At 69.3% G+C, this 12758-nt stretch carries 14 protein-coding genes; 5 read left to right on the top strand and 9 right to left on the bottom strand.

Features of this window, described 5'->3' with window-relative positions:
- The first annotated feature begins 215 nt into the window (after window positions 1–215).
- Window positions 216–1340: a recombinase RecA gene (gene recA / locus OG303_RS15225; protein WP_405868837.1), complete on the top strand. Its 1125-nt coding sequence runs from the start codon at window positions 216–218 to the stop codon at window positions 1338–1340.
- Between the two features lies 1 nt (window position 1341).
- Entirely contained in the window at window positions 1342–2268 is a 927-nt protein-coding gene (gene recX, locus OG303_RS15220) for a recombination regulator RecX (protein ID WP_405868835.1), read from the top strand.
- Between the two features lie 175 nt (window positions 2269–2443).
- Here recX and OG303_RS15215 read toward each other — a convergent pair whose 3' ends face one another.
- From OG303_RS15215 to OG303_RS15180, 8 genes are all read right to left on the bottom strand, one after another.
- Window positions 2444–2845: a rhodanese-like domain-containing protein gene (locus OG303_RS15215; protein WP_405868833.1), complete on the bottom strand. Its 402-nt coding sequence runs from the start codon at window positions 2843–2845 to the stop codon at window positions 2444–2446.
- Window positions 2842–3369, bottom strand: coding sequence for a cysteine dioxygenase (locus OG303_RS15210; protein WP_405868831.1), 528 nt, complete (start codon window positions 3367–3369; stop codon window positions 2842–2844). The genes OG303_RS15215 and OG303_RS15210 overlap by 4 nt, the downstream gene beginning before the upstream one ends.
- A 79-nt stretch (window positions 3370–3448) precedes the next feature.
- A complete protein-coding gene (locus tag OG303_RS15205) occupies window positions 3449–3520 on the bottom strand; it encodes a putative leader peptide (RefSeq protein ID WP_309544753.1) in 72 nt (23 codons plus the stop codon).
- Window positions 3521–3613: 93 nt separating this feature from the next.
- A complete protein-coding gene (locus OG303_RS15200; protein WP_405868829.1) occupies window positions 3614–5215 on the bottom strand; it encodes an FAD-dependent monooxygenase in 1602 nt (533 codons plus the stop codon).
- 183 nt (window positions 5216–5398) lie between these two features.
- Window positions 5399–6331, bottom strand: a complete 933-nt coding sequence (locus OG303_RS15195) for an amino acid ABC transporter permease (RefSeq protein ID WP_405868827.1) — start codon at window positions 6329–6331, stop codon at window positions 5399–5401.
- The gene (locus tag OG303_RS15190) at window positions 6328–6996 is read right to left on the bottom strand and encodes an amino acid ABC transporter permease (RefSeq protein ID WP_405868825.1); all 669 of its coding nucleotides are present in this window, start codon (window positions 6994–6996) and stop codon (window positions 6328–6330) included. The genes OG303_RS15195 and OG303_RS15190 overlap by 4 nt, the downstream gene beginning before the upstream one ends.
- 109 nt (window positions 6997–7105) lie before the next feature.
- Window positions 7106–7951 (bottom strand): glutamate ABC transporter substrate-binding protein, encoded by an 846-nt coding sequence (locus OG303_RS15185; RefSeq protein WP_405868823.1) that lies wholly within the window; start codon window positions 7949–7951, stop codon window positions 7106–7108.
- Window positions 7952–8029: 78 nt separating this feature from the next.
- Window positions 8030–8806 carry an amino acid ABC transporter ATP-binding protein gene (locus OG303_RS15180; RefSeq protein ID WP_405868821.1) on the bottom strand — a complete coding sequence of 259 codons (777 nt, stop codon included), beginning with the start codon at window positions 8804–8806 and terminating at the stop codon, window positions 8030–8032.
- A gap of 286 nt (window positions 8807–9092) precedes the next feature.
- On the opposite strand from OG303_RS15180, the gene OG303_RS15175 reads away from it, so the two are divergent.
- On the top strand, window positions 9093–9779 hold the full coding sequence (locus OG303_RS15175; protein ID WP_405868819.1) for a response regulator transcription factor: 687 nt from the start codon (window positions 9093–9095) through the stop codon (window positions 9777–9779).
- A gap of 9 nt (window positions 9780–9788) precedes the next feature.
- Window positions 9789–11192: a sensor histidine kinase gene (locus tag OG303_RS15170; RefSeq protein WP_405868817.1), complete on the top strand. Its 1404-nt coding sequence runs from the start codon at window positions 9789–9791 to the stop codon at window positions 11190–11192.
- A gap of 47 nt (window positions 11193–11239) precedes the next feature.
- Here the strand turns inward: OG303_RS15170 and OG303_RS15165 are convergent, their stop codons facing one another.
- Window positions 11240–12238, bottom strand: a complete 999-nt coding sequence (locus tag OG303_RS15165) for a TAXI family TRAP transporter solute-binding subunit (RefSeq protein WP_405868816.1) — start codon at window positions 12236–12238, stop codon at window positions 11240–11242.
- 99 nt (window positions 12239–12337) lie between these two features.
- Here OG303_RS15165 and OG303_RS15160 point away from each other — a divergent pair, with 99 nt between their 5' ends.
- Window positions 12338–12742 (top strand): MazG nucleotide pyrophosphohydrolase domain-containing protein, encoded by a 405-nt coding sequence (locus tag OG303_RS15160; RefSeq protein WP_405868814.1) that lies wholly within the window; start codon window positions 12338–12340, stop codon window positions 12740–12742.
- The last annotated feature ends 16 nt before the right edge of the window (window positions 12743–12758 follow it).

Genomic DNA, 12758 nt, shown 5'->3' with positions numbered 1-12758 from the left:
GTCTCGGAGGTGCCGCGTGGTGCGCTTGACACCAAAATCGAACATCCATTCTTATGGAGGTTCCGGCGAAGCTCTCTACGGGTAGTTCGACACGGTTTTGACAGAGAAGTGCCCGAGTTATCCACAGGCTGGACGGGCGTCGGGACGCATTGTCAGTGGCAGGCGTTAGCGTCTTTGACGTGAAGCGATCGACTCAAGCAAACCGGGTGGAACCCATGGCAGGAACCGACCGCGAGAAGGCGCTCGACGCCGCGCTCGCACAGATTGAACGGCAATTCGGCAAGGGCGCGGTCATGCGCATGGGCGAGCGGCCGAACGAGCCCATCGAGGTCATCCCCACAGGGTCGACCGCACTCGACGTCGCGCTCGGCGTGGGCGGCATCCCGCGCGGCCGAGTGGTGGAGGTGTACGGACCGGAGTCCTCCGGCAAGACGACCCTGACGCTGCACGCGGTGGCGAACGCACAGCGCGCCGGAGGCCAGGTGGCCTTCATCGACGCCGAGCACGCTCTCGACCCCGAGTACGCGAAGAAGCTCGGCGTCGACATCGACAACCTGATCCTGTCCCAGCCGGACAACGGCGAGCAGGCCCTGGAGATCGTGGACATGCTGGTCCGCTCCGGCGCCCTCGACCTGATCGTCATCGACTCCGTCGCCGCGCTCGTCCCGCGCGCGGAGATCGAGGGCGAGATGGGCGACTCCCACGTGGGTCTGCAGGCCCGTCTGATGAGCCAGGCGCTGCGGAAGATCACCAGTGCGCTCAACCAGTCCAAGACCACCGCGATCTTCATCAACCAGCTCCGCGAGAAGATCGGCGTGATGTTCGGCTCTCCGGAGACCACGACCGGCGGCCGGGCGCTGAAGTTCTACGCCTCGGTGCGGCTCGACATCCGTCGTATCGAGACCCTGAAGGACGGCACGGACGCGGTCGGCAACCGCACCCGCGTCAAGGTCGTCAAGAACAAGGTCGCGCCGCCCTTCAAGCAGGCAGAGTTCGACATCCTCTATGGCCACGGCATCAGCCGCGAGGGCGGCCTGATCGACATGGGCGTGGAGAACGGCTTCGTCCGCAAGGCCGGCGCCTGGTACACGTACGAGGGCGACCAGCTCGGCCAGGGCAAGGAGAACGCGCGCAACTTCCTCAAGGACAACCCCGACCTGGCCAACGAGATCGAGAAGAAGATCAAGGAGAAGCTGGGCGTGGGCGTGCGGCCGCAGGAGCCGACCGCTGAGCCGGGCGCGGACGCCGCCGTCTCCGCCACCGCGGACGACGCCGCGAAGACGGTGCCCGCCCCGGCGGCCAAGGCCGTCAAGACCAAGGCCCCGGCTGCCAAGAGCTGACATGACACGGCGAACAGACTGGGCCGAATACGCCCACCTGGACGCTCCGCGTGAGCGGGGGCAGGGAGGCGGGCGCCCTGCCGGGCAGGGCGCCGATGCGTACGGGCAGAACCCGGCGCACGGCGTGGACGGGGACTACGGCCGCGCGGAGTCGTACGGCGGGAGCGGGTCGCGCGACACCGACCCGTCGTACGACGACGGGCTGTACGGCGACGAACCGGGCGGCGGAGAGTGGTCGGACGGCGGCTCGGGGCTCGGCTCCGGCTCGGCGGGCGGCGGCTCTCGACGTGGCGGCAGTGGATCCCGCGGTGGCGGGGCCCGTGGTGCGGGCGGCACTCGCGGGCGTCGGCAGCGACGGCGCGGCGAGGCGTCCGGTGAAGACGGGGGCTCCTCCTCCTTGTCGAGGGCCGAGCAGGAGGAGCCTCCGGGGGACCCGGTCGAGCGGGCAAGGGCGATCTGCCTGCGCCTGCTCACCGGGACCCCGCGCACGCGCAAGCAGCTCGCCGACGCCCTGCGCAAGCGGGAGATTCCCGACGACGCCGCGGACGAGGTGCTGTCACGGTTCGAGGAGGTCGGGCTGATCAACGACAGCGCGTTCGCGGACGCCTGGGTGGAGTCCCGGCATCACGGCCGAGGACTGGCCCGGCGCGCGCTGGCCCAGGAGCTGCGCACCAAGGGCGTCGAATCCACGCTGATCGACGCGGCCGTCTCCCAGCTCGACTCCGAGCAGGAAGAAGAGACCGCGCGCGAACTCGTCGCCCGCAAGCTCCGCTCCACCCGCGGCCTCGACCGCGACAAGCGGCTGCGCCGTCTCGCGGGCATGCTCGCCCGCAAAGGCTATCCCGAGGGCATGGCGCTGCGGGTGGTCAGACAGGCGCTGGAGGAAGAGGGCGAGGACACGGAGTTCCTCGGGGACGAGGGGTTCTGACGCGGCAGAAGGCCCTCGATGCGCGGCCGCACGGATGCGTGCCGCGCTCGGTGAAGCGTGACCATCGGATCGCCGCCGCCGCGGTCACTCCTGGCCGACGCCGTCGTCGCCCGCCACGAGGCAATAGCGGACGACGACCGAGCGCCGACGCCCACGACGACCGAGCGCGAACCGTCTACGAGGCCACCGGCAGTCCCGCCGCCTTCCACGCCTGGAATCCGCCGACCAGATCGGTGGCCCGTCCCAGCCCCAACTGGTGCAGGGACGTTGCCGCGAGGCTCGAGGCGTACCCCTCGTTGCAGATCACCACGACCCGCACCTCGTGACTCGTGGCCTCGGGCACACGGTGGCTGCCTTGCGGGTCGAGGCGCCACTCCAGCTCGTTGCGCTCGACTACGAGGGCGCCCGGGATCAGACCGTCCCGCTCGCGCAAAGCGGCGTAACGGATGTCCACCAAAAGCGCCTGGCCGGTCCGGGCGGCGTCGTAGGCCTCCTTCGGCTCAATCCGCTCGTAGCCCTCGCGCACCCGCTCCAGCAACTCGTCGATGCCGACCGGCAGTTCGCCCGTGCCGCTCACTGCCAGTCCTCCGGGCGCTCGACCTGCTCGAGACGCAGGACCTGGCCCACGCGGCTGTAGCGGCGGATCTGCGGAAGGGGCGGGTAGTAGGCGTGCACGGAGACGGCGTGCCGCTCGGTGGACTCGTTGAGCACCTCGTGGACGTGGTGACGGCCGAAGGCACGCCCCTTGCCGCTCGGCAGCTGACGCTCGCGGTCCACGCCGTCGGTGAGTTCCAGGGTCTTCCAGCCGTCGGCGGGCAGCCGGGCGGCGAGTGAGTTCTCCTTGAGCTCACCGGCCGCTGTCACGAAGGCGCCGACGGACTCGGCGTGGTCGTGCCAGCCGGTGCCCGTGCCGGGCGGCCAGCCGATCAGCCAGGCCTCGCTGCCGCCGGGTCCCTCGAGGCGCACCCAGGTGCGGCCCTCGGGGTCGAGCGGGAGCGAGGCGATCAGCTCGGCGTCGGCGGCCGTACGCCGTACGAAGTCGAGGAGGTCGGCCTGGGTCGGTACGGAAACCGCCGCAGACAGGGAGGGAGAGACAGACACGGGCACCGTCCTGAAGAACGTTCGCGAAGAGCGCGCGACAGCACAGGAGCGGCGCGCGCGGGAAAGAGGGGATGCGAATTCAGCAGGACGGGCGACACACGCAGCCCGCATAGCGGACGAGGTCCATGTGGACCCTCCGCCACAGGCGCACACAGGTGTCGGTCACGATCCGGAGTAGACCATGGCAGTGCAGACCGGTCAACTCACCGTCACTATGTGGACCCCACGGTGACGGTGAGTACGGTCACTTCGCGGCCGAGCCGACCGTGGCCTCCGCTTTCGAGGGCCCTCCCAGCGTCGCTTCCGCCGCCGCGTAGAGGTCGGCCGGACGTACGCCGCCCAGCGCCGCGACGAGGTGGCCGTCGGGCCGTACCAGCAACACGGTGTGGGCGGCCGCGCCCGGATAGCTCTCGGCGACCAGCAGCTCGGCGGGGTGCGGGAGCGCGGCCACCGCGGCCGCCAGCCTGGGCATGATCCCGGCGGTCACCCAGTGCTTGCGGTCCCACACACCCGTGCCCGGCGCGACCAGCACCACCAGCAGCGCCCCGCGCCCGAGCCGGTCCCGCAGCGGTACGAAGGAACCGTCCTCCGCGGTGACCCGCACATCGGTGACCTGCGCGCCGGGCTCCGTGTCCACGGGGACCTCTGCTTCGAGGTGTCGGGGTGCGAGTGGCGAGTTGTCGTACGCCCCCGGCGCACCGAGCGCGCCGCGCCCCAGGTGACCGTCCGTGAGCAGCGCGTCGTGGCCGCGGGCCGAGCCGGGCACGTACGCGCGCAGCCCTGCCCCGCCGCGCAGCAGCGGCAGCACCTGGTCGGCGGCGCGCAGCCGGCCGGCGACGATTCCGCGCCGCTCCGCCTGGTAACTGTCGAGCAGCGCCTCGTGCGGCCCGTGGTGCCAGGCGAGCGCCAGCTTCCAGGCCAGGTTGTCGGCGTCCCTGAGCCCCTCGTCGAGCCCCTGTGTGCCCAGCGCGCCGAGCAGGTGCGCCGCGTCCCCGGCGAGGAAGACCCGGCCGACCCGCCAGCGCCGGGCCAGCCGGTGGTGGACGGTGTGGACACCGGTGTCGAGCAGTTCGTACGACGGTGTCGGGCCGCCGGTCCAGCCGATGAGCGTCTCGCGGACACGGGCGAGCAGCAGGTCGGGCGTGACCAGGTCCTTGCCCGGCGGCAGCAGCCAGTCCAGGCGCCACACGCCGTCCGGGAGGGGGCGGGCGGTGATCTCCGCGGCCGAGGGCCCGGACGTCCGCCACGGCGGCGTCCGATGGAGCAACGCCTCGTCGGTCCAGGGAAGTTCCGTGCGCAGCGCGGCCACGGCGTGTCGCTCCACCGCCGTACGGCCGGGGAAGCGGATGTCCTGGAGTTTGCGCACGGTGGAGCGCGGACCGTCGCAGCCGACCAGGTAACTGCCGCGCCACCACGTGCCCTTCGGGCCGCGGGTGTGGGCGGTGACACCGGAGGACTCCTGCTCGACCGTGTCGAGACGGCTGTCCACGACGAGCTTGACGAGCGGCTCGCCGGCCAATGCTTCGCGCAGGGCGCCGGTCAGTACGTGCTGGGCGATGTGCAGGGGGGCGGGATCGGCGTCGCCGAACGTGACCTCGCGCATCACCTGCTTGCGCCGCAGCGACCGCCATCCGGCCCAGTGGGCGCCCTCCCGCGCGAGCGGCACGCCGGTCAGCCGCTCTGTCAGGGCCGCGGTCTCCTCGCGCAGGACCACGGTGCGCGCGGGGCGCGGTTCGTCCTTGCCGGGGCCCTCGTCGAGCACGACGGAAGGCACTTCCTGACGGGCCAGTGCCAGGGCGAGCGTGAGCCCGACGGGCCCGGCTCCGACGATGATCACCGGGTCCACGGCGCGGCGCCCCCTGCCCGCGGCGGCGTCCTGAAGGACGTATGTGAACAGGAAGTTGGAGCAGGGTGCACGATCACAGAACGTATGCAACCCATTGCCGGTGCTTGCGTCAAGTGACGGAGGCAGTGGCGATCATGCCACTGCCTCCGTGTTGTTCAGGCCACTTGACTGTGCATCAGATCATCAAGGCTTCTTGGTGAAAGTGAAGCCGCCCGGGCCGCCGCCCTCACCGCCGGTCCCGAAGCCGCCGCCCACCGCTGCCGGGTTGACCTCGGTGTCCTCGCCGAGAACCGCGCCCGTGCTCTTCTTGCTGCGCCTGAGCCTGCCCTCGAGCCAGCTCGCGAAGCTGGTGAGGAGGAAGTTGACGATGATGTAGATGATCGCCACCACGACGAAGCTCTGGATCACGTTGGCGTAGTTGGCCGCGAGCGTGCTGCGCGCGTTGAGCAGCTCGGTGTAGCCGATCATCACGCCGCCCAGTGCGGTGTCCTTCACGATGACCACGAGCTGGCTGACGATGGCGGGGAGCATGGCCGTGACCGCCTGCGGGAGCAGGATGCTGGTCATCGTCTGGCCCTTGCGCAGGCCGACGGCGTACGCGGCCTCCGTCTGCCCCTTGGGGAGGGCGAGGATGCCAGCCCGCACGATCTCGGCAAGGACCGAGGCGTTGTAGAGCACCAGGCCGGTGACGACCGCATACAAGGGCCGTTCCTCGCTGCTGACGTTCGAGGAGCGGGCGTAGACCTCGTTGGCGAACAGCATCAGCAGCAGCACCGGGATCGACCGGAAGAACTCGACCACCATGCCGGCGGGGACCCGCACCCACCGGTGGTCGGACATGCGCGAGATGCCGAAGAAGGCACCCAGCGGGAGCGCGATCACCATGGAGAGCGCGGCGGCCTTCAGGGTGTCGCTGAGACCGGGCAGCAGATACGTCGTCCACGCCTCCGACGTGGTGAACGGCTCCCACAGGGCCCACTGCAGCTGGCCCTTGTCGTCCATCGTCTGCCAGACCCACCACAACAGGAGGGCGAGCAGGACGAAGAACACTACCGAGAAGAGCACGTTGCGCCGCTTGGCCCGCGGGCCGGGGGCGTCGTAAAGGACCGAGGTCATCGCTTCACCGCCAGTCGCTTGGCCAGCCAACCAAAGATGAGGCCGGTGGGCAGGGTCAGTACCACGAACCCGAGGGCGAAGACCGCGCCGATGGCCAGGGTCTGGGCCTCGTTCTCGATCATCTTCTTCATCAGGTAGGCGGCCTCGGCCACGCCGATGGCGGCCGCCACGGTGGTGTTCTTGGTCAGGGCGATCAGTACGTTGGCCAATGGGCTGATGACCGAACGGAACGCCTGCGGCAGCACGATGAACCGGAGGGTCTGGCTGAAGCTCAGCCCGATGGCACGGGCCGCCTCGGCCTGTCCCACGGGCACAGTATTGATTCCGGAACGCAGTGCCTCGCAGACGAAGGCCGCGTGGTAGGCGACGAGACCGAGCACCGCGAGGCGGAAGCCCTGGGCCGCGAAGTCGTCCGGCGCGCCCATCGTCACCCCGAAGATGTCGGCGAGGCCGAGCGAGGTGAAGACGATGATGACCGTCAGGGGGATGTTCCGCACGATGTTGACGTAGCCAGTGCCGAACCCGCGCATCAGCGGGACCGGGCTGACCCTCATCGCGGCCAGCAGGGTGCCCAGGATCAGGGAGCCGACGGCGGAGAGGGCGGTGAGTTTCACCGTCATCCAGAACGCCCCGAGGACGTCGTAACCTTCAAGAAAGTCGAACACGATCTCCCGCGCTTCCGGGTGTGTGGAGGGCGTGGCGCGCCGCCGCCGTGATCGCGGCGGGCGGCGGCGCGTCCGAGAAACCCCTGCGGTGCTCGGCCGGAGCCTTGCCTTACTTGACGATCTGGCCGATCTTCGGCGCAGGCTCGTTCTTGTAGTTGGCCGGGCCGAAGTTGGCGTCGACGGCCTTCTGCCAGGAGTCGTCGCTGACCATCTTCGTCAGGGCGTCGTTGATCTTGTTGAGGGTCGCGGTGTCGCCCTTCTTCACACCGATGCCGTAGTTCTCGTTGCTGAGCTTGAGCCCGGCGAGCTTGAACTGGCCCTTGTACTTGTCCTGCGCCGCGAAGCCCGCGAGGATCGAGTCGTCGGTGGTCACCGCGTCCACGGCACCGCTCTGCAGAGCGGCGATGCACTCCGAGTAGCCGCTGTACTCCTTCAGCTGGGCCTTCGGGGCGATCGTGTCGTGGACGTTCTGTGCCGAGGTCGAGCCGGTCACGGAACACAGCTTCTTGCCGTTGAGGTCCGTGGCCTTCGTGATGTCCGAGTCCGTCTTGACCAGCAGGTCCTGGTGTGCAAGCAGGTAGGGGCCGGCGAAGTCGACCTTCTGCTTGCGCTCGTCGGTGATCGAGTACGTGGCCGCGATGAACTTCACGTCGCCGCGGGCGATGGCGTTCTCACGGTCGGCGCTCTTGGTCTCGACGAACTCGATCTGGCTGGGCTTGTAGCCGAGCTTGCCCGCCACGTAGGTCGCCACGTCGACGTCGAAGCCGGCGAAGGAACCGTTCGGCTCCTTCAGACCCAGGCCGGGCTGGTCGTACTTGATGCCGATCTTGATCTTGCCGCCGCCGCCACTACTGGAGGAGCCGCTGTCCTTGTCGTCACTGGAGCCGCACGCCGTGGCAGCCACAGCGAGGGCGAGTACGGCAGCCGAGGCGGCGGTGACCTTGCGGAGCTTCATGATGAACATCCTTTGGCAGGTGAAGAGATGAGGGCCGGCAAGGTGTGAGGGCCGGCCATGGCTCTGCGGGGCGAACCGTCAGTGGTGAAGGATCTTCGACAGGAAGTCCTTGGCGCGGTCGCTGCGCGGATTGCTGAAGAACTGGTCTGGCGCAGCCTCCTCGACGATTCGGCCGTCCGCCATGAACACCACGCGGTTTGCAGCCGATCGTGCGAAGCCCATCTCATGGGTGACGACGATCATGGTCATGCCGTCCCGGGCGAGCTGCTGCATGACCTCCAGGACCTCGTTGATCATCTCCGGGTCGAGGGCCGAGGTCGGCTCGTCGAAGAGCATGACCTTCGGGTCCATGGCCAGAGCCCGCGCGATGGCGACGCGCTGCTGCTGGCCACCCGAGAGCTGGGCGGGGTACTTGTCCGCCTGTGTGGTCACGCCGACCCGGTCGAGCAGCGCCCGGGCCTTCTCCTCGGCCTTCTTACGGTCGGCCTTGCGGACCTTGATCTGGCCCAGCATCACGTTCTCGAGCACGGTCTTGTGCGCGAAGAGATTGAAGGACTGGAAGACCATTCCGACGTCGGCGCGCAGCCGGGCCAGCTCCTTGCCCTCCTGGGGCAGCGGCTTGCCGTCGATCGCGATCGAGCCCGAGTCGACGGTCTCCAGGCGGTTGATGGTGCGGCACAGGGTGGACTTCCCGGACCCGGAGGGTCCGATGACCACGACGACTTCGCCGCGGGCGATCGTCAGATCGATGTCCTGGAGTACGTGCAACGCGCCGAAGTGCTTGTTGACGCTCTTCAGGACGACCAGCTCGCCTGTTGCGGCCACATCTTCCTTGGCCACCGATACTTCGGTCATCGCTCTCAGGCTCCGTCCTCCTCGGTTTCGGAGGACAGTAGTAACCCTCAACGACCAGCGTCATTACATCTGAGGGGAATCTGAGCATCACGATCCGATAGCAATCGGACACGTGTCGTAGCAGTTGTCCGCGGGTGAGTATCGGCCGGGTAACGGAAGAGGGGCGCAACCGGAACCCACTTGACGCCGTCGTCGTCCATCAGCGTGACTGCCTTGGTGCACGCGCGCGTGCAAACATTTTTCTCTTCATCCTGATCGTACGGCCGATGAACCGAAGGAGGCCCGGATGAGACTGCTCCTCGTCGAGGACGACAACCATGTCGCCGCCGCACTTTCTGCGGTTCTGGCGCGGCACGGTTTCGACGTCACGCACGCGCGTAGCGGCGAGGAAGCTCTCCAGGCACTGGTTCCGGAGGGTGACGGTTTCGGCGTCGTGCTGCTCGACCTGGGACTGCCCGACCAGGACGGCTACGAGGTCTGCGGCAAGATCCGCAAGCGCACCAGCACCCCGGTGATCATGGTCACCGCCCGCTCGGACGTCCGCTCCCGCATCCACGGTCTCAACCTCGGCGCCGACGACTACGTGGTGAAGCCGTACGACACCGGGGAGCTGCTCGCCCGGATCCACGCCGTCAGCCGGCGCACCGTCCACGAGGACGCCGGGGCCGGCGGCGAGAGCGAGCTGCGTCTTGGTTCCGTGCTCATCGAACTGCCCACCCGGCAGGTCAGCGTGGACGGTTCGGTTGTCCAACTGACGCGCAAGGAGTTCGACCTTCTCGCCCTGCTGGCGCAGCGCCCCGGGGTCGTCTTCCGCCGGGAGCAGATCATCAGCGAGGTGTGGCGCACCAGTTGGGAGGGGACCGGACGCACCCTGGAGGTGCACGTCGCGTCCCTGCGCGCCAAGCTGCGCATGCCCGCTCTGATCGAGACCGTACGCGGCGTCGGCTACCGGCTCGTCGCCCCGGCCTCGTAGCGTGCACGGGTGCGTACACGTCTTCTTCCGCTGCTCATCGTCCTGATGGCGGCCATGCTGCTCGCGCTGGGCATCCCGCTCGCCGTGAGCGTGGCCGCCGCCCAGCAGCAGAAGGTGGTCGTCGACCGGATCGACGACACCGCGCGCTTCGCCGCCCTCGCCCAGTTCGTCACCGACGCCTGCAGCTCCACGCGTACGTCCACGGACGAGCGCCTCGAGACCCTGCGCAGCGAACTCAACAGCTACTACGGCGTCTACGACATCCGCGCCGGGGTCTTCTGCCGCACCGACATCCCCATGGCCCAGGCGCCGGCGAGCTTCTTCCTCCCCGACGCGGGTGTGGTGCGCGACGCGTTCGCCGAGGCGAAGCTCAGCCGCCGCAGCCACGACCCGAAGCAGGTGTGGCCCTGGCAGCGCAACCGTCTCGTCGTCGCCTCGCCGGTGATCCGGGACGGAGACGTCGTCGCGGTCGTCGTCACCGACTCGCCGACCGGACCGATGCGTTCGCGGATCCTGCACGGCTGGCTGATCATCGGCGTGGGCGAGATCGCCGCGATGCTGCTGGCCGTCGGCGCCGCGCTCAGGCTGACCGGCTGGGTGCTCAGGCCCGTCCGCGTCCTCGACGCCACCACCCACGCGATCGCGAGCGGCCGCCTGAAGTCCCGGGTCGCGGCCGCGGGCGGACCGCCGGAACTCAGGCGCCTGGCCCGGGCGTTCAACGAGATGGCGGACAACGTCGAGGACGTCCTGGAGCAGCAGCGCGCCTTCGTCGCCGACGCCTCGCACCAGCTGCGCAACCCCCTCTCGGCGCTGCTGCTGCGCATCGAACTGCTCGCACTGGAACTGCCGGAGGACAACGAGGAGGTCGCATCGGTCCGTACCGAGGGCAAGCGCCTCGCGGAGGTCCTCGACGACCTGCTCGACCTGGCCCTGGCCGAGCACACCGAGGCCGACCTGCGGATCACCGACGTCGGCGCGCTGACCGCCGAGCGCATCGCGGCCTGGACGCCGACCGCCGAGGCCAAGGGCGTGAGGCTGGTGGGCGACTGCCCGCCGACCACCGCCTGGGCCGACCCGGTCACCCTCTCCAGCGCCCTGGACGCGGTGATCGACAACGCGGTCAAGTTCACGCCCGAGGACGAGTGCGTCGAGGTGACGGTCGCGGCCGACGGCGACGCCTCGACCGTCATGGTCACGGACAACGGCCCGGGCCTGACCGAGGAGGAGCTCGCGCGCGTCGGCGACCGTTTCTGGCGCAGCGGCCGCCACCAGAACATCAAGGGCTCCGGCCTCGGCCTGTCCATCTCGCGCACTCTGCTCGCGGCGGGCGGCGGCTCCATCTCGTACGGCCATCACGAGCCGCACGGGCTGACGGTGACGGTGTCGGTGCCCAGGCACAGTCCTACGGCTTGAGGAACAGTCCTGCGGCTTGAGGGGGGCTCTTCGGCTGAGGAGCGGCGCTACGGCTTGACGGACCGGTAGTAGCGCCGTGCGCCGTCGTGCAGGGTGAGCGGGTCGGTGTAGATCGCCGTACGCAGGTCGACGAGCTGCGCGGAGTGGACGCGCGTGCCGATGCCGTCTCGGCTCTTGATCACGGTGCGGGTCACCCACTCGGTGAGCCGGGGGTTCACGTCTTCGCGCGTCATCAGCAGGTTGGACACCGCCAACGTCGGCACGGCGACCCCGTTCTGGATGCTGGGGTAGGCCGACTCCGGCATGTTGGTGGCGCGGTAGTAGCGGGTGGCGCCGCCCTGGTCGTGCAGCTTGGCGACGAGGGCGCCCTGGATCGGCACGAACCGGAAGGTGAAGCGGTCGGCGAGCTGCGCCAGCCCCTGCGTCGGCAGCCCGCCCGACCAGAAGAACGCGTCGATCTTGTGCTGTCTCAGCTGGTCAGGTCCGGTGTCGATGCCGTCGGAGAACGGCTTGATGTCCTTCTTCGCGTCGATGCCCGCCGCCTTGAGCACCCGATTGGCGATCAGCCGCACACCCGAGCGAGACGGCCCTATCGCCACCCGCTTGCCCTTCAGGTCCGCGACGGACTTGATGTCCGAGTCGCGCGGGACGATGAGCTGCACGTAGTCGTCGTAGAGACGGGCGACACCGCGCAGTTGGCGGGCACCCGGGTTGTCATCGAGCTCGTACGTCTCCACGGCGTCGGCCGCGGCGATGGTGAAGTCGGCGCCGCCGGTCGCCACGCGCCCGACGTTCTCCTGCGAGCCGTCGCTGGTCAGCAGCTTCACCTTCAGGTTCGGCATGTCCGCGTCGAGCGCGGTGCTCAGGAGCTTGGCGTACTGCTGGTACACCCCGGCCGGCGTTCCCGTGCTGATCTTGATCGTCCCGCTCGGAGCGGCCTCGCCCAGGGGCACCAGCCACCACAGCAGCAACCCGAAGGCGACGAAGCAGGCGGCCGCGCCCTGCAGGGCCCGACGCCGGCCGATCCGGGGGAACTTCTTGGACATGCGAAGGATCCTGCCAGCCGGTACGCGATGCTGACCAGGGCAGGGGTCACAACGGGATCACGACCGGGCGTTGTCAGTGGCGGTCGATAAAGTCGCCGTATGAGTTCATCGCCCGCCGACCTGGTTCGCCAATTCCACCTAGCCGTCGGGCTCGACGCCCGCAGTACGCCCACCGAGGTCCCGTCCCCGCTGGCCGCTCACCGCCGGGAGCTGCTCGCGGAGGAGGCCGCGGAGGTCGCCGAGGTCTCGGTCACCGGCCCGCTCGACAAACTGGCGCACGAACTGGCCGATGTCGTCTACGTCGCCTACGGCACGGCCCTGGTCCACGGCATCGACCTCGACGCCGTGCTCGCCGAGATCCACCGCTCCAACATGACCAAGCTGGGCCCCGACGGCCTGGTCGCCCGCCGCGCCGACGGCAAGGTCCTCAAGGGCGAGCACTACGAGGCCCCGGACGTGTCGGCGGTGCTGCGCCGCCAGGGGTGGGTGCCCGACGGCGCGTGAGGCCCTGCGGCGCGCC

The organism is Streptomyces sp. NBC_00005 (assembly GCF_045160215.1).
Lineage (GTDB): Bacteria > Actinomycetota > Actinomycetes > Streptomycetales > Streptomycetaceae > Streptomyces.
Note: the sequence above shows the minus strand (reverse complement) of the source record. Positions and strands in the feature narration are given on the sequence as shown.